At 75.0% G+C, this 15790-nt stretch carries 15 protein-coding genes; 7 read left to right on the top strand and 8 right to left on the bottom strand.

Annotated elements, in window-relative coordinates; all coding sequences use genetic code 11:
* Window positions 1-70: 70 nt before the first annotated feature.
* The 3 genes from ACI79K_RS17455 to ACI79K_RS17445 all read right to left on the bottom strand — a co-directional run bounded on the left by ACI79K_RS17455 (window position 71) and on the right by ACI79K_RS17445 (window position 4207).
* Window positions 71-1219, bottom strand: coding sequence for an acyl-CoA dehydrogenase family protein (locus ACI79K_RS17455; RefSeq protein WP_456590702.1), 1149 nt, complete (start codon window positions 1217-1219; stop codon window positions 71-73).
* 6 nt (window positions 1220-1225) lie between these two features.
* Window positions 1226-2401: an acyl-CoA dehydrogenase family protein gene (locus tag ACI79K_RS17450; protein ID WP_456590701.1), complete on the bottom strand. Its 1176-nt coding sequence runs from the start codon at window positions 2399-2401 to the stop codon at window positions 1226-1228.
* 177 nt (window positions 2402-2578) lie between these two features.
* Window positions 2579-4207: a carboxylesterase/lipase family protein gene (locus ACI79K_RS17445; protein ID WP_456600325.1), complete on the bottom strand. Its 1629-nt coding sequence runs from the start codon at window positions 4205-4207 to the stop codon at window positions 2579-2581.
* Between the two features lie 141 nt (window positions 4208-4348).
* On the opposite strand from ACI79K_RS17445, the gene ACI79K_RS17440 reads away from it, so the two are divergent.
* Window positions 4349-5815, top strand: coding sequence for a mannitol dehydrogenase family protein (locus ACI79K_RS17440; RefSeq protein WP_456600324.1), 1467 nt, complete (start codon window positions 4349-4351; stop codon window positions 5813-5815).
* 34 nt (window positions 5816-5849) lie between these two features.
* Here ACI79K_RS17440 and ACI79K_RS17435 read toward each other — a convergent pair whose 3' ends face one another.
* Together ACI79K_RS17435 and ACI79K_RS17430 are read right to left on the bottom strand one after the other, a co-directional pair.
* Window positions 5850-7022: a 4-hydroxybenzoate 3-monooxygenase gene (locus ACI79K_RS17435; RefSeq protein WP_456600323.1), complete on the bottom strand. Its 1173-nt coding sequence runs from the start codon at window positions 7020-7022 to the stop codon at window positions 5850-5852.
* A 50-nt stretch (window positions 7023-7072) separates the two neighbouring features.
* On the bottom strand, window positions 7073-7849 hold the full coding sequence (locus tag ACI79K_RS17430) for an IclR family transcriptional regulator (protein WP_456600322.1): 777 nt from the start codon (window positions 7847-7849) through the stop codon (window positions 7073-7075).
* Window positions 7850-7917: 68 nt separating this feature from the next.
* On the opposite strand from ACI79K_RS17430, the gene pcaH reads away from it, so the two are divergent.
* From pcaH to ACI79K_RS17400, 6 genes are all read left to right on the top strand, one after another.
* Window positions 7918-8664, top strand: a complete 747-nt coding sequence (gene pcaH / locus ACI79K_RS17425; protein WP_456600321.1) for a protocatechuate 3,4-dioxygenase subunit beta — start codon at window positions 7918-7920, stop codon at window positions 8662-8664.
* A complete protein-coding gene (gene pcaG, locus ACI79K_RS17420) occupies window positions 8661-9314 on the top strand; it encodes a protocatechuate 3,4-dioxygenase subunit alpha (RefSeq protein ID WP_456600320.1) in 654 nt (217 codons plus the stop codon). Before pcaH ends, pcaG begins: the two co-directional genes overlap by 4 nt.
* Before the next feature lie 37 nt (window positions 9315-9351).
* Window positions 9352-10677 carry a 3-carboxy-cis,cis-muconate cycloisomerase gene (pcaB, locus tag ACI79K_RS17415; RefSeq protein WP_456600319.1) on the top strand — a complete coding sequence of 442 codons (1326 nt, stop codon included), beginning with the start codon at window positions 9352-9354 and terminating at the stop codon, window positions 10675-10677.
* Entirely contained in the window at window positions 10674-11453 is a 780-nt protein-coding gene (pcaD, locus tag ACI79K_RS17410; RefSeq protein WP_456600318.1) for a 3-oxoadipate enol-lactonase, read from the top strand. The genes pcaB and pcaD overlap by 4 nt, the downstream gene beginning before the upstream one ends.
* Window positions 11450-11854: a 4-carboxymuconolactone decarboxylase gene (gene pcaC / locus ACI79K_RS17405; protein WP_456590692.1), complete on the top strand. Its 405-nt coding sequence runs from the start codon at window positions 11450-11452 to the stop codon at window positions 11852-11854. The genes pcaD and pcaC overlap by 4 nt, the downstream gene beginning before the upstream one ends.
* 116 nt (window positions 11855-11970) lie before the next feature.
* Window positions 11971-12846 carry a hypothetical protein gene (locus tag ACI79K_RS17400; protein ID WP_456600317.1) on the top strand — a complete coding sequence of 292 codons (876 nt, stop codon included), beginning with the start codon at window positions 11971-11973 and terminating at the stop codon, window positions 12844-12846.
* 64 nt (window positions 12847-12910) lie between these two features.
* On the opposite strand, the gene ACI79K_RS17395 is transcribed toward ACI79K_RS17400, so the two are convergent.
* The 3 genes from ACI79K_RS17395 to ACI79K_RS17385 all read right to left on the bottom strand — a co-directional run bounded on the left by ACI79K_RS17395 (window position 12911) and on the right by ACI79K_RS17385 (window position 15543).
* Window positions 12911-13579 carry a CoA transferase subunit B gene (locus ACI79K_RS17395; protein WP_456590690.1) on the bottom strand — a complete coding sequence of 223 codons (669 nt, stop codon included), beginning with the start codon at window positions 13577-13579 and terminating at the stop codon, window positions 12911-12913.
* Window positions 13579-14388: a CoA transferase subunit A gene (locus tag ACI79K_RS17390; protein ID WP_456590689.1), complete on the bottom strand. Its 810-nt coding sequence runs from the start codon at window positions 14386-14388 to the stop codon at window positions 13579-13581. Before ACI79K_RS17390 ends, ACI79K_RS17395 begins: the two co-directional genes overlap by 1 nt.
* 168 nt (window positions 14389-14556) lie before the next feature.
* Window positions 14557-15543, bottom strand: a complete 987-nt coding sequence (locus tag ACI79K_RS17385; protein ID WP_456600316.1) for an anti-sigma factor RsbA family regulatory protein — start codon at window positions 15541-15543, stop codon at window positions 14557-14559.
* Between the last annotated feature and the right edge of the window lie 247 nt (window positions 15544-15790).

Genomic DNA, 15790 nt, shown 5'->3' with positions numbered 1-15790 from the left:
CGGGGCTCCGTCGGCCCCCTGCAGGGCCCCGCTGCGAGCGTGCGAGCGGTGGGGGGCAGGGGGTGTTTCTTCAGACCGCGTAGGGCGCGCCCAGCGGGTCGACGGTCTCCCGCTCGCCCACGGTGCGGGCCAACCGGGCGGCGGCGAAGTCGCCGTCGCCGAGCAGGTGGTCGATGGCGGTGAGCCGGCTGGTGTAGTGCCCGACGGAGTACTCCGCCGTCACGCCGATGCCACCGTGCAGCTGGATGGCCTCCTTGCCGACGTGCCGACCGGCGCGGCTGGTCTGCAGCCGGGCCCGGTCGGCGGCGGAGACGACGTCGCCGCCGGCATCCGTGACCATCGACGCCCACAGCGCGGTGCTCCGGGCCAGCTCCAGGGACACGTACATGTCCGCCGCGCGGAAGGTGAGCGCCTGGAACTTGTTGAGCGTGACCCCGAACTGCTTGCGGGTCTTGAGGTACTCCGCGGTGATCCGCAGCGCGGTGTCCATCGCCCCGATCGCCTCGTGGCTGTAGGCGATGCGCGCCTCGGCCAGCGCCCGCTCGATCGCGGCCGTCTGGTCTCCGCCGGTACCGAGCAGGGCCGCCGGGGTGCCGTCGAAGCGGACGTTGGCGGCGCGGGTGCCGTCGTGGGTGCGGTAGCCGGTGCGGGTCAGACCCGCGGCGTCGCCCTGCACCACGAACAGCCCCGTGCCGCCGTCCACCGCGGCGGAGACGACGAGGACGTCGGCGCGGGCGCCGGTGGGCACCGGCTCCTTGACGCCGGTCAGGGTCCACCCGTCGCCGGACTGCGCGGCGGTGACCGCCGACGCCGACGCGCTCCACCGCGTGCCGATCTCCGCGTGGGCGAAGGCCGGCACGCAGGTGCCCTCGGCGATGGCCGCGAGGAGCTCGCCCTTCTGCTCGTCGGTGCCGACGGCGGCGATCAGCCCACCGGCCAGCACGACCGCCTCGATGAACGGCTCCGGGGCGATGACCCGGCCCATCTCCTCGGCGACGATCGCCACCTCGATCGGCCCGGCGCCCATGCCGCCGTGCTCCTCGGCGAAGGGCAGACCGAGCAGCCCCATCTCGGCCAGCCGCGACCAGGTCTTCTCGTCGAAGCCCGGGTCGTTCGCGACCACCTTGCGACGCTGCTCGCTGTCGGCGTACGTGCGCGCCAGCAGGCCGCGCACGGCCTCCCGCAGGTCGTTCTGCTCGCTGTCGAAGTCGAAGTTCACGTCAGATCACAGCCCCAGGATCGTGCCGGCGATGATGGTGCGCTGAACCTCGTTGGAGCCTCCGTAGATGGAGACCTTCCGGTAGTTCAGGTAGTGCGGCGTCGCGACGCGCGCCCAGTCCGGCACGTCGGAGCCCTCCTCGGCGAACGAGGCGACCGAGAGCGGGCCGGCGATGTCGACCAGCAGCTCGGTGGCGGCCTGCTGCAGCTCCGACCCCTTGAGCTTGAGCACCGACGAGGCCGGGTGCGGCTTGCCGTCGGCGGAGTTGGCGACGACGCGCAGCGCGGTGAGCTCCAGGGCCACCACCTCGTTCTCGATCTCGGCGATCCGCCGGGCCATGAACGGGTCCTCCAGCAGCGGGCGGCCGTCGACGGTGATCTCGCGGGCGTAGTCCTTCGCCTGGGCGAGCATCTTCTTGGTCGCGCCCACGCGGGCGATGCCGACGCGCTCGTTGCCGAGGAGGAACTTGGCGTAGTCCCAGCCGCGGTTCTCCTCGCCGATGAGGTTCTCGGCGGGGACGCGCACGTCCTCGAAGAACACCTCGTTGACCTCGAAGCCGCCGTCGATGAGCTCGATGGGGCGGAGCGTGACGCCGGGGGTGTCCATCGGGAAGACCAGCATCGAGATGCCGCGCTGCTTCTTCTCCGCGGTCGGGTCGGTGCGGACCAGGCAGAAGATCCAGTCGGCGTGCTGGCCCAGGGTCGTCCAGGTCTTCTGCCCGTTGACCACCCAGTCGTCGCCGTCGCGGACGGCGGTGGTGCGCAGCGAGGCGAGGTCGGAGCCGGCGTCGGGCTCGGAGAAGCCCTGGCACCACCAGATGTCGAGGTTCGCCGTCTTGGCGAGGAAGCGCTCCTTCTGCTCCTGGTTGCCGAAGGCGGCGATGACCGGGCCGATCATGCTGGTGTTGAAGGCCAGCGGCTCGGGGACGCCGGCCAGCTGCATCTCCTCGCGCCAGATGTGGCGCTGCAGGGGCGTCCAGTCCCGGCCGCCCCACTCGACCGGCCAGTGGGGCACGGCCAGGCCCGCGGCGTTGAGCGCGCGCTGGGCCTCGACGTACTCCTCCTTGGTCACGTGCCGGTGGGACGTGACCTTGTCGCGGATCTCCTGCGGCACCTGGGTGGTGAAGAAGGTCCGCATCTCCTCCCGGAAGGCCTCGAGCTCCGGGGACAGCTGCAACCGCATCGGTCCTCATTTCCTGACGGCGGCACTCGTCGTCGCGCCCGCCGTCTCGACGTGTGCCTCGGACGATCCCACATGCGGTACCGGCCAGTAGATGCGGCACCCCCGGCGGGGCGAAAAGCGGGCGGCACCGGTTCCCGGAGAGGACTCCCCCCGGGAACCGGTGCCGCTGCCCGCGCTCTAGGACAGGGTCGACCAGAACGCGCAGTCGGCCTCGGCGGCGACGTCGACCGGGCCGATCCCCCCGTCGGAGGCGATGTCGAGGCCCTGGACGTCGGCCGGGGCCCGGTACCGGGTCCACGTCGGGACGCCGGGGCCGTTGGGGTTGCCGTGGGCCGCGAAGTTCGTCCAGTAGCGCACCATCGCCGTGGACAGCTGCTCCTGTTCGGCGTCCAGCCCGTCGCCGAACAGCCCCGGGAACAGGTACGGCAGCTCGGTCGCGTGCTGCGCGTCCTCCGGGTACGCCGGGTACGGGAAGTCCAGCAGCGGGTCGGCCGTCTCGTCGCGGAACTGGTAGGCGAACACCGGGGCCGGCACCGGGGGACGGGCCAGCGTGTCGTAGGCGTCGACGTGCTCGCACGTCGACAGCGCGCTGCCGGCGTCGCTGTTGACGGCGGCCAGGGCGCGCAGCGGTGAGGGGTAGGCGCTCGCCGGGTACTGCGCCAGGACGGCTCCGGCGCCCTCGCCGAAGACGCTGCCGAGGACGACCCGGTAATCGGCCTCGGTGAAGCCGTCGGCGTCGTTCGCCAGCGCTGCCACGGCCGGGTTCAGCGGCGTGAACAAGGTGTTCTCGTCGCTGAGGTTGCCGTGCATGACCGGCACGCGCGCGTGGTCGCCGGCCGCGATCGCCTCGGCCGGCTGCACCGGCAGCGCCGATCCGCCGACGACGAAGGAGCCGCCCGGCCAGGCGGTGAGCAGCTCCTGCACCGGCGTGGCCCGCAGGCACGCGGCGACGTCCGCCGCACTGGCGCAGCCGACGGCCTCCGCGACCGAGGCGCCCGTGGCCTCGGCCGTCTCCAGGGTGTCGTACGGGGTCGTGCAGCTGTAGCTCTGCGCGATGGCCCGGTCGAACAGACCCCGCGCGGTCGGCGAGGTGAGCTGGGCGCAGACCGCCGAGCCGCCGGCGGACTCGCCGAAGATGGTGACCCGCCCCGGGTTGCCGCCGAAGGCGCGGATGTTGCGCTCCACCCAGCGCAGCGCCGCCTGCTGGTCGAGCAGCCCGGCGCTCCCGGAGGCGACGTCCCCGTTCTCCCGCGAGAGGTCCTCCTGGGCCATGAAGCCCAGCGGGCCGAGCCGGTAGTTGATCGTCACCACGACGACGTCGCCCTCGACGGCGAGCTTCGCGGCGTCGTAGGCCGCGCCCGTGCCGGTCCGCCAGGACCCGCCGTGGATCCAGACCATGACCGGCAGGTTCCGCCGCTGGGTGTCCAGCCCCGAGGGGGTCGTGACGTTCAGGTAGAGGCAGTCCTCGTCGACCGACGACCAGGGGTTGGTGGCGCTCGGTTCCTGTGGGCAGGGGCTGCCGGGTGCCGTGGCGTCCCGGACGCCCTGCCAGGGCTGTGCCGGTGCCGGCGGGCGGAATCGGAGCTCGCCCACCGGCGGGGCGGCGAACGGGATGCCCTGGAACAGCCGGTAGTTCCCGGTCGAGGTGCCCTCGACGGCGCCCTCCGTGGTCGGCACGACCAGGGGCGCGGGATCGGGTGCGGCGCCGGCCGGCCCAGCGGCGGCGAGGGCGCCGGCGGTGAGAGCCGCGCCCGCGGCGACGGCGAGCAGCGAACGGCGGAAGGATCGGGGGACGTGGGTGCGCACTGGACCTCCTGCGGTCGGCGAGCCCACCCGGTGTGAGCTACGCCACCATGCGCGCACGGTAGCGCGAGGTCCCGCGAGCGGGGCGCCGAGGTGATCGGCCGGGTGCCGTTACCCGGATCGCTCCCGGGGAATGGGCAGTGCGTGGCCGTTCCCCTGACCGAGCGCACCCGCGGCACGCTGGGCCCACCGGTCTCCACGCCGTCCTACGACCGGGGCCGGCTGCGCGTCGGGATCGTGCACCTCGGGGTGGGCGGCTTCCACCGCTCCCACCAGGCGATGTACCTGGACCGCCTCATGGAGCAGGGGCGGGCGCTCGACTGGGGGATCTGCGGCGTCGGCGTCCTCCCGGCCGACCGGCGCATGGCCGAGGCGATGGCCGCCCAGGACTGCCTCTACACGCTGGTGGTGCGGCATCCCGACGGCACCGAGGAGGCGCGGGTGGTCGGCTCGCTCGTCGAATACCTGTTCGCCCCCGACGACCCCGACGCGGTGGTGGCGCGGATGGCCGACCCCGCCGTCCGCGTCGTCACCCTGACCGTCACCGAGGGCGGCTACAACGCCTCGGCGGTGACCGGGGAGTTCGACGGGACCGACCCCGGCGTGGTCCACGACCTGCGGCCGGGTGCCGCGCTGCGGACCTCGTTCGGCCTGGTCGTCGAGGCGCTGGTGCGCCGGCGCGCCCGCGGGCTCCCGCCGTTCACGGTCGTCTCCTGCGACAACATCCCGGGCAACGGTCGGCTGGCGCGAGCGAGCTTCGCGGCCTTCGCCCGGCTGCGGGAGCCGAAGCTGGGGGAGTGGGTGGCCCGGGAGGTGCCCTTCCCGGACTCGATGGTCGACCGGATCACGCCGGTCACCACGGATGCCGACCGGGCCCGGCTGGCCGACCGGTTCGGCATCGAGGACCGGTGGCCGGTGGTGTGCGAGCCGTGGACGCAGTGGGTGCAGGAGGACTCCTTCGCCTGCGGCCGCCCGCCGCTGGAGGAGGTCGGCGTCCAGCTCGTGGACGACGTCGCGCCCTACGAACTCATGAAGCTGCGGCTGCTCAACGCCGGGCACCAGGTGCTCGCGCAGACCGGTCGGCTGGCGGGCCTGCGGTACGTCCACGAGGCCTGCGCCGATCCGCTGTTCCGCCGGCTGCTGGAGGGCTACCTGCGCGAGGAGGCCGCGCCGACCCTGCGCCCTGTTCCCGGCATCGACCTGGAGCGGTACCGGCAGACGCTGCTGGAGCGGTTCGCCAGCCCGGCGATCGCCGACACGCTCGACCGCATCCGCGCCGAGGCCTCCGACCGGATCCCGCAGTTCCTGCTGCCGGTGCTGCGGGCGAACCTCGCCTCGGGCGGCGAGATCCGCCGCTGCGTCCTCGTGCTGGCCGCCTGGGCCCGCTCCCTGGAGGGCCCGGACGAGGAGGGACGCCCGCTGGAGGTCGTGGACTCCCGCCGTGACGGGTTGGTCGCCGCGGCGAAGGCGGCGGACCCGCTCGCCTTCGTCGCCGACCGCACCCTGTTCGGGGACCTCGTGGACGACGCCCGCTTCGCCGCTGCCTACCGCGCCACGCGCCTCGCGCTGCGTGGCCGCGGAGTCCGGGCGGCCCTCGCCGACCTCGCCTGAGGGTCCGCGCCCGGGCCGGCTCCCGAGGGCGGGGTCAGTGCTCGATCGGCAGCCCGGTGTAGTTCTCGGCGAGCTCGCGGGCCGCGGCCTCCGAGGAGCAGACCCGGCGCAGCTGGGACAGCTGCAGCTGGGCGTCGAAGTCGTCACCGGAGGTGTGCAGCATCGAGGTCATGAACCAGGAGAAGTGGGTGGACCGCCAGACGCGGGTCAGCGCCCGGTCGGAGTAGCTGTCGACCAGGTCCGTCTGCTCCTCGGCGAGCAGCCGCACCAGCGCCTGCGCGAGCAGCGTCACGTCGGCGACGGCGAGGTTGAGCCCCTTGGCGCCGGTCGGCGGGACGATGTGGGCGGCGTCCCCGGCCAGGAAGAGCCGGCCCCGGCGCATGGGTGCGCTGACGAACGAGCGCATCGGCAGGATCGACTTCTCGGTCACCGTGCCGGTGTTGATCTCCCAGCCGTCCAGGGCGAACCGGCGGGAGAGGTTGTCCCAGATCCGGTCGTCGGACCAGTCCTCGATCTTCTCGGCGGGGTCGACCTGGAGGTAGAGCCGGGAGACCCTGGGGGAGCGCATCGAGTAGAGCGCGAACCCCTCCGGGTGCCAGGCGTAGATCAGCTCGTCGGTGGCCGGTGCGGCGTCGGCCAGGATGCCGAGCCAGGCGTAGGGGTAGGTGCGCTCCCACGTGCGCGCGCCGGGGCCGGCCTGCACGACCGGCCGGGAGACGCCGTGGAACCCGTCGGTGCCCGCCACGACGTCGCACTCGAGCACCTGCGCCACGCCGTCGGAGTCGGTGAACCGGATCCGCGGGGAGTCGGTGTCGACGTCCTCGACCGCGACGTCGGAGACCTCGAACAGCAGCGGCGGGCCGCCGGCCAGCTGCGCGGCGATGAGGTCCTTGGTGACCTCCGTCTGGCCGTAGACCCACACCGTGCGGTCGCACAGCGAGGGGAAGTCCAGCTGGTGGCGGGTGCCCGGGTACTGGAGGTGGATGCCCCGGTGCTCCAGGCCCTCCCGGTGCAGCCGGTCGCCCAGCCCGGCGGCGGTCAGGGTGTCGACCGTGTGCTGCTCGAGGATCCCGGCCCGGATGCGTGCCTCCACGTACTCCCGGGAGCGGTTCTCCAGGACGACCGAGTCGATGCCCTGCAGCGCGAGCAGCCGGGACAGCAGGAGGCCGGCGGGGCCGGCGCCGATGATGCCTACCTGGGTGCGCACGCCGACGAGTGTGGCTCCCTCCCGGGCTCCCCGGGACCCGAGCCTTCCGGTCAGTGGAATTCGAGCGACCGGGCGAGCTCGCGACCGATCCCGCGGGCCGCCATCTCCAGGGCGGGGACCAGACGGGCGACGTCGCGCCGGTGCGGGGGCACCACGATGCCCAGCGCCGCGACGGCCAGTGGTCCGGCCTCCCGCTCCACCTGCACCGGCACCGCGACGGAGGCCGTGCCCGGCGACATCTCCTCGCAGGTGCGGGCGTACCGGCGGCGCCGGATCTCGGCCAGCTCGCGGGTGAGCCTCGCCGGATCGGTGACGGTGTGCCGGGTGAGCGGTCGCAGCGAGCGCAGCGACTGGTCGACCACGTCGTCGGGAGCAGCGGCCAGCAGCACCTTGCCCACGCCCGTGGCGTGCAGCGGCAGCCGGCTGCCGACCTGGCTGACCACCGGCACCGACTCCCGGCCCGAGACCCGGTCGACGTAGAGCGCGTGCAGCCCCTCCCGGACGGCCAGGTGCACGGTGTCGCGGGTGGTGGTGTGCAGGTCCAGGAGGAACGGGGCGGCGACCTGGCGGAGCTCGAGCTGGACGGGGGCCAGCAGGCCGAGGTCCCAGAGCTTGCGGCCGATCTCGTAGCGGCCGTCGGGGCGGCGGATCAGCGCGCCCCAGTCGGTCAGCTCGCCGAGCAGCCGGTGGGCGGTGGTCAGCGGCGTGCCCGAGCGGTCGGCGATCTCCGAGAGGGACAGTCGCGGCGTGCGGCTGTCGAAGGCGTCGAGGATCCCCAGCGCCCGCGAGGTGACCGACCGTCCCGGGGTGGCGCTGCGACCGGCCATGCTGCTCGTCTCCCGTCCAGTGGAAAGCTGGACTTGGGAGCGTAGCCGGGCGGCCGTACCGTCCGGCCATGACCGGGACCACGTCCGCCGACGGCCTGCACCTGCCGCGGTACCTGCGCGAGGACGCCGGGGTGCGCACCCCCGTGGGCTTCCCCGGCTACCGGAGCACCGCCCTGCGGGCCCCCCTGCGGACGCCGGTGGACCTGCCGCACCGGCTCACCGAGGTCACCGGTCCGGTGCTCGGCGAGGACCGCGTGCTCCCGCACGACGCCGACCTCACCCTGCGCAACGGGGGCGAGGCGATGGGCCAGCGGATCCTCGTCCACGGCCGCGTGCTGGACAGCGACGGCCGCCCGGTGCCCGACGCGCTCGTGGAGGTGTGGCAGGCCAACGCGTCCGGCCGCTACCGGCACGTCGTCGACAACTGGCCCGCGCCGCTGGACCCGCACTTCGACGGTCTCGGCCGGGTCGTGACCGACAGCCTCGGCCGGTACGAGTTCCTGACGATCAAGCCCGGCGCCTACCCGTGGGGGAACCACCACAACGCCTGGCGCCCCGCGCACATCCACTTCAGCCTCTTCGGCCGCGCCTTCACCCAGCGGCTGGTCACCCAGATGTACTTCCCGGACGACCCGCTGTTCGGCCAGGACCCCATCTTCAACTCCATCCCGCCGGCGGCGCGGCACCGGGCGATCAGCCGGTTCTCCCTCGAGCGCACCCAGGACAACTGGGCGCTGGCCTTCGAGTGGGACATCGTGCTGCGCGGGACCGACCAGACGCCGTTCGAGACCGACGACGACGGAGATGTCGCGTGACCGTGAACCCGCTGGACGTCCCGCCGGACCCGCCCACCCCCTTCCAGCCGCGCTCCGGGCAGCGCGGCAGCGGCTTCCTCACCGGCCCGTTCCGGCTGGGCACCACGCCGAGCGCGACCGTCGGCCCCTACCTCGCCATCGGGCTCACCTGGCCCGACGGCGAGTTCGCCGCCGCCGAGGGCAACCCGGGCGGCTTCTGGCTGCGCGGTCGCGTGTTCGACGGCGCCGGTGAGGTCGTGCCCGACGCCATGATCGAGACCTGGCAGGCCGATCCCGACGGCCGGTTCCCCTCGCCCGAGGACCCCCGCGGCGCGGCGTCCTACCCGGGCTTCCGCGGCTACGCCCGCGCGCAGACGATCACCGGGGAGTTCTCGGTGTTCACCCTCAAGCCGGGCCGGGTGCCCGACGGCGAGGGCGGGCTGCAGGCGCCGCACATCGACGTCTCGGTGTTCGCCCGTGGGCTGCTCGACCGGGTGGTCACCCGCATCTACTTCGCCGACGAGGTCGAGGCGAACGCCGAGGACGTCGTGCTGCGCTCGCTGCCCGACGAGGCCGCGCGGCAGACGCTGCTCGCCGCCCCGGGCGGTGACGGCTACCGCTTCGACGTCCACCTGCAGGGCGAGCGCGAGACGGTGTTCTTCGCGGTATGAGCCCGCCCGAGGGCCCTCGACGCGGTAGGAACGGGACGTGACCGGTCTCTTCAGCGCGACCTTCGCCCGCGGCGGCGCGGCGACCGCCGTCTCCGACTCCGCCTGGTTCGACGCGCTCCTCGACGTGGAGGCCGCCCTGGCGCGCGCCGCCGCGGCGACGGGACTGGTGCCCGCCACGGCCGCCGACGCGGTCACGCGCGCCTGCGCCGAACCCGCGGCCCTCGACCTGGCCTCCGTGGTCGCGCACGCCGCCGATGCCGGCAACCCGGTGCCGCCGCTGGTGCGGGTGCTGCGGGCCGCGGTGGGGGAGCGCCACGCGGTGGCCGTCCACGTCGGCGCCACCAGCCAGGACGTCGTCGACACCGCGCTGGTGCTCATGAGCCGCCGGGCCATCGCCGCGATCGACCGTGATCTCGCGCTCGCGGCCGAGGCGGCGGCCGGGCTGGCCCGGGCCCACCGCGACGACGTCCTCATGGGACGCACCCTTCTGCAGCAGGCGCTGCCCACCACCTTCGGCCTGAAGGCCGCCGGCTGGCTCAGCGGGCTGGACGGCGCCCGGCTGCGGCTGGCTGAGGTGGTGGCGTCGCTGCCGGTCCAGTACGGCGGGGCGGTCGGCACCCTGGCCGCCACCGACGGGTCGGGGACGGCGCTGCGGGCAGCGCTCGCCGCCGAGCTCGGGCTGGTCGCCACCGCCGCCCCCTGGCACACCGTGCGGCTGCCGGTCGCCGACCTGGCCGGCGCGCTCGGCGCCACCGCCGGCGTGCTGGCCACCGTGGCCGTCGACGTCGTGCTGCTCGCGCAGAGCGAGGTGGCCGAGGTCGCCGAGACCGGCGCCGGCCGGGGCGGCTCGTCCGCCATGCCGCACAAGCGCAACCCTGTCGCGGCCATCTCCGCCCGCGCCTGCGCCCGGCGGGCTCCCGGCCTCGTGGCCACCCTGCTGGGTGCGATGGAGCAGGAGCACGAGCGCGCCGCCGGCGCCTGGCACAGCGAGTGGCCCGCCTTGACCGACCTGCTGTCGACGGTCGGCTCGGCCGCGGCCTGGCTGGTCGAGAGCCTCGCCGGCCTGCGCCCCGACCCCGCCCGCATGGCGGCGACGGTGGCCGCGGCCCGCGACCCGGAGCTCGCCGGGGCGCTCGCCGACGCCCTGACCCCGCTGCTCGGCCGCGACGCGGCGCACGACGAGGCGGCGGCCGCCGTGCGGGAGGCCGAGGCCACCGGGCGGCCGCTGGCCGACGTGGTGGCCGGCCGGGACGACGTCGACCTCGCTGCACTGCTCGGCGCCCGGCCGGACGTCGGCGAGGCGGGCGCACAGGTCGACGAGGTCCTGGCCGAGCACACCCACCTCACCGAGGGAGCCCGATGAGCGCCGTCCCCGTCGTCCACACCGTCACCGGACCCGCCGACGCGCCCGTGGTCGTCCTGTCCAACTCCCTGGGCGCGGCCCGCGCGATGTGGGACCCGCAGGTACCCGCGCTGGCCGAGCGGTTCCGGGTGGTCACCTACGACGGCCGCGGCCACGGCGAGTCACCCGCGCCGGCCGGGCCGTACTCCCTCGACGACCTGGTCGACGACGTCCTGGCGCTGCTCGACCGGCTCGGGGCGCAGCGGGCGCACGTCGCCGGGGTCTCGCTCGGCGGCATGGTCGGCATGCGGATGGCGGCCCGCGAGCCCTCCCGCGTGCAGGGACTCGCCGTGCTGTTCAGCTCGGCGAGGACCGAGCCCCAGGGCTTCCTCGACCGGGCCGCGCAGGCCCGCGCCGAAGGCACCGCCGGCTTCGCCCCGACGGTGGTCTCCCGCTGGCTGACCCCGGGCTTCGCCGCGCAGCACCCCGACCTCGTGGCCCGGCTCGAGGCGATGGTGGCCGGCGCCGACGACGAGGGCTACGCCGCGTGCTGCGAGGTGGTCGGCGGCATCGACCTGCGCGAGGACCTGCGGCGCATCACCGCCCCGACGCTCGTCGTCTCCGGCGCCGAGGACCCGGCGCTGCCGCCCCCGCACCAGGAGGCGATCGCCGCGGGCATCGCCGGGGCGGAGCTGCTCACGCTCAGCCCGGCCGCCCACCTGGGCAACCTGGAGCGCGCGGCGGAGGTCACCGGCGCGCTGCTCCGCCACTTCGACGCCGCCGGAGGCGCCCGATGAGCGAGCTGCCCGACACCGACGCCGCCCGCCGCGAGGCCGGCATGCGCACCCGCCGCGAGGTGCTGGGCGACGCGCACGTGGACCGCGCCGTCGCCGCCACCACCCCGTTCACCGCGGACTTCCAGGACTTCATCACCCGCACCGCGTGGGGCGACCTCTGGCAGCGCCCCGGGCTGGCCCGCCGGGACCGCAGCCTGATGACGCTGTCGATCACCATCGCGCTGCGGCACTGGGAGGAGTTCGCCCTGCACGTGCGCGCGGCCGTGAACAACGGGCTCTCCGACGAGGAGATCGCCGAGGTGATCCAGCACGCCGCCGTCTATGCCGGGGTGCCCGCGGCCAACCACGCCTTCAAGGTCGCCGGCCCCATCCTCGCCGAGCTCCGCGGCACGTCCGCCTGATCGACCGTCGGCCGGTGGTGGTCTCCGCGCCCCGGAGACGACCACCGGCCGACACCCGCAGCCCGGCTGTGGACGGCGTCAGCGCGCTGCCGCGCGGATCGGCCACGCTTCTGCGCGTGCCCGTCCCGCCCCATCGCCCGGTCGAGCTGCGCGGACGTGTCTTCCGTGGCTCCAGCGCGGTCGCGGCCGGCACGCTCAGCCGCGGCCAGCTGCGTGGTCCCGCGTGGCAGCGCTTGTTCCGTGACGTCTACGCCTGCGCCGCGCTTCCGGTCACGCACGCCCTCCGAGCCGGCGCGGCGGCTCAGCTGCTGGTACCCGGCGCGGTGGTGAGCGGGAAGAGCGCGGCGGTCCTGTGGGGGTTGCCCCTCGCCGGACCCCTCGACGACGTCGAGCTCACCGTCCCAGCGGGGTCGACCGTGTGCCGCGAACCGGGTGTGCGGGTGCGGCGTCGTCACCTCGCGGCAGAACACGTCGCGCACCGGGCGGGCATCCCGCTGACGAGCGCCGAGCTCACCGTCGTCGACCTGGCCGGGAGGGGCCCGCTGGACGAGGCCGTCGTGCTGGTCGACCGGTTCGTCGACCTCGGGGTGACCCGGTTGGCGTGGGTGCGCGAGACCGCGGCCGCCGCGCGCGGGAGGGGCTGCCGCGAGGCGCGAGCCGCCGCTGAACTCGCCGACGGGCTGGCCGCGTCGCCGCAGGAGACCCGGCTGCGGCTGCTCCTGCACCGGTCGGGCCTGCCCCGCCCCGTCGCCCAGTTCAGCATCCGGGACGCCGAGGGGTTCGTCGCGCGCGTCGACTTCGCCTGGCCGGACCGGAAGGTGGCCGTGGAGTACGAGGGCGCCTGGCACGGGGAGACGCGGCAGCAGGTCGCCGCGGACCGCCGCCGGCTCAACCGGCTCACCGCGGCCGGGTGGACGGTGGTGTTCGTGACCGCCGCCGACCTGCACGACCCCGACCGTCTCCTGACCCGCCTCGCGGCCCTGCTCCGCTGAGCGGTGTCGGCCCGCTGTCGCTTCCCGGCCGGGGAGACGACAGCCGGCCGACACCCGGCGCGGCTCAGACGGAGGCGGGCAGCGGCATCTCGCGGACGTCGTCGGCGACGGTGAGCGGGGCGCCGGTCGCGGCGACCACGTCGTCGGCGGAGACCCCGGGCGCCGTCTCGCGCAGGACCAGGCCGTCCGGGGTGACGTCGATGACGGCGAGGTCGGTGACGACGCGGTCGACGCAGGCCTTGCCGGTCAGCGGCAGGGTGCACTCCTGCACGATCTTCGGTGAGCCGTCGCGGGCCACGTGCTCCATCATGATGATCACCCGGCGGGCGCCGTGGACGAGGTCCATCGCCCCGCCCATCCCGTTGACCATCTTGCCGGGGATCAGCCAGTTGGCCAGGTCGCCGCGGGGGTTGACCTGCATGGCGCCCAGCACCGCGACGTCCAGGTGCTGGCCCCGGATCATGCCGAACGACATCGCCGAGTCGAAGAAGCTGGCGCCGGGCAGGAGCGTGACGGTCTCCTTGCCGGCGTTGATCAGGTCCGGGTCCTCCTCGCCCTCGAAGGGGTAGGGGCCGACGCCGAGGACGCCGTTCTCCGAGTGCAGGACCACGTGCACGCCCTCGGGCACGTAGTTCGGCACCAGGGTGGGCATCCCGATGCCCAGGTTGACGTACTGGCCGTCCTCCAGCTCCAGTGCCACACGGGCGGCCAGCTGCTCACGGGTCAGGGCCATCAGCGTGCTCCCTCGGTGGTGGCTTCCTCGCCGGCGGCGGCCGGGGTCTGCGCGCGGTCGGTGCGGGGCCGGGTCGTTCGCCGCTCGATCGGCTTGCGGTCGCCGCCGACGACCACCACGCGGTCGACGTAGACGCCGGGCAGGTGCACGTCCTCGGGCGTGATCTCGCCCGGCTCGACGAGCTCCTCGACCTCGGCGATCGTGATCCGCCCGGCCATCCCGGCGAGCGGGTTGAAGTTGCGCGCCGACTCGTGGAACACCAGGTTGCCGTGCCGGTCGCCCACGGCGGCGTGCACCAGCCCGAAGTCGGCGGTCAGGGCGGTCTCCAGCACGTACTGCCGCCCGTCGAACTCCCGCACCTCCTTCGGCCGGCTCACCTCCACGACGGTGCCCTCGGCGTCGTAGCGGAGGGGGATGCCGCCCTCGGCGACCAGCGTGCCGACGCCGGTGGGGGTGTAGAAGGCGGGGATGCCGGCGCCGCCGGCGCGCAGCCGCTCGGCCAGCGTGCCCTGCGGGGTCAGCTCGACCTCCAGCTCGCCGGACAGGTACAGCCGGGCCAGCTCCTTGTTGCCGCCGACGAAGGAGCTGATCGTCTTGCGGATCCGCCCCGCGTAGAGCAGCACGCCGAGGGCCTGGTCGTCGACCCCGCAGTTGTTGGAGATGGTCGTCAGCTGATCCGTGCCCTGCTCGAGGATCGCGTCGATCAGCGCGTACGGCACCCCGCACAGCCCGAACCCGCCCACCGCGAGCGTCGCACCCGCGGGGATGTCGGCCACCGCCTCCGCGGCGGAGGGAAGCACCTTGTCCACGTCAGCCCTCCCGTTCCACGAGGACGGTGATCCGTCCGTGGTCCGTGCGCGCCCGATCCACCACGCTGCTCCCATCGTCGCCCGGTCGAGGTCCCCAGTATCGCGGCCCGCGGGTGCGCCGCGCGGCCACCGCCCCCACTGGACGGAAACGGGGAACGGTGTGACGGCTCAGCGCAGGACGGTGGTGAGCCGGACGCGCACCCCGCCGTCGCCGGGGTGGTGCGCGCCACCGGAGATGTCCACGTGGTCGCAGAGCTGCCGGGCCAGCCACAGCCCCATGCCTCCCCGGGAGAGGTCCGACCCGTGCGCCGGCCCGTACCCGGCGAACGGGTCGTCCCAGCCCGGCCCAGCGTCGGCGATGGTGCACACGATCCGGTCCGCGGTGGTCCAGAGGCGGAGGCTCACCGGCGGCAGCCCGTGCCGGACGGCGTTGGAGGTCATCTCGTCCACGGCGAGCAGGAAGTCCTCGACCAGGTCGGCGGGCGCCGCGACCCCGGCGAGCTGGGCGGCGACGGCGTGCCGCAGGCCGATGAAGTCGGCGACGTCGGCGGCCGCGAACCGCGGCGGCGTCGCCTCGAGCGGCTCGTCGGGCACCGGCAGCGTGCGCAGGTAGCTGGCCGGCTCGGTGTACGCGGGGTTGAGGGTGCGGCTCGCGGGCGTCACCAGGTGCGTGTGGGTGCGGGTCGCGGTGGCGAGCACCGGCTCGGGGAGGCGCTGGGTGTCGAACGCGCAGACGCCCCAGAGGTCCCAGCCGCGCAGCGCCTCGTTGATGACGGCGTCGTAGCGCTCCCACTCGAGCCACTGGCGCGGCGTGGTCCCGAAGTCCAGCTCGCCGAGCACCCGGACCCGCGCCGCCCCGGCGGCCCGCTGGCCCTCGGCCAGCCGGCGGAAGGCGGTGATGGCGGCCGGCGTCCGCGGCCCGTAGGCGTCGCCGCGGTCGAGGACCAGTACCCGCTCGTCGTCCAGCGCCTCGCGCAGCGCGGCGGCGGCCGGGGGCGAGGCGGCGACCACCGCGGCGTCGCCGGCGGCCAGGCCCGCGTGGAGGAACGGGCCCGCCGTGGCGACGAGCTCCTCCAGGGAGTCGTAGAGCAGCGCGTCGTGGGCGAAGCCCTCCGCCGCGGGGTGGCCGTGGCCACCCGCTGCCGTCCAGTCCACCTGTGCCCCTGCTCGTCGCGTCCGTCGCCCCGGGTCCGTACTCCACGGTAGGCCAGTACGCGGTCGCGGCGCGCCCGCACCCCGGGGGGGGGGGGGGGGGGGGGGGGGGGGGGGGGGGCCGGGGGGGGGGGGGGGGGGGGGGGGGGGGGGGGGGGGGGGGGGGGGGGGGGGGGGGGGGGGGGGGGGGGGGGGGGGGGGGGGGGGGGGGGGGGGGGGGGGGGGGGGGGGGGGGGCGGGGGGGGGGGGG

The organism is Blastococcus sp. SYSU DS0616 (assembly GCF_054051015.1).
This window is presented reverse-complemented; position numbering and strand designations above follow the sequence as displayed.

Bases quoted from the DNA above. Each gene is read 5' to 3' on its own strand.
- ACI79K_RS17430 (WP_456600322.1), bottom strand. From the start codon at position 7,849: ATGGCCGGTCGCAGCGCCACCCCGGGACGGTCGGTCACCTCGCGGGCG.
- ACI79K_RS17395 (WP_456590690.1), bottom strand. From the start codon at position 13,579: ATGGCCCTGACCCGTGAGCAGCTGGCCGCCCGTGTGGCACTGGAGCTG.
- pcaH (WP_456600321.1), top strand. From the start codon at position 7,918: ATGACCGGGACCACGTCCGCCGACGGCCTGCACCTGCCGCGGTACCTG.
- ACI79K_RS17450 (WP_456590701.1), bottom strand. From the start codon at position 2,401: ATGCGGTTGCAGCTGTCCCCGGAGCTCGAGGCCTTCCGGGAGGAGATG.
- pcaC (WP_456590692.1), top strand. From the start codon at position 11,450: ATGAGCGAGCTGCCCGACACCGACGCCGCCCGCCGCGAGGCCGGCATG.
- pcaD (WP_456600318.1), top strand. From the start codon at position 10,674: ATGAGCGCCGTCCCCGTCGTCCACACCGTCACCGGACCCGCCGACGCG.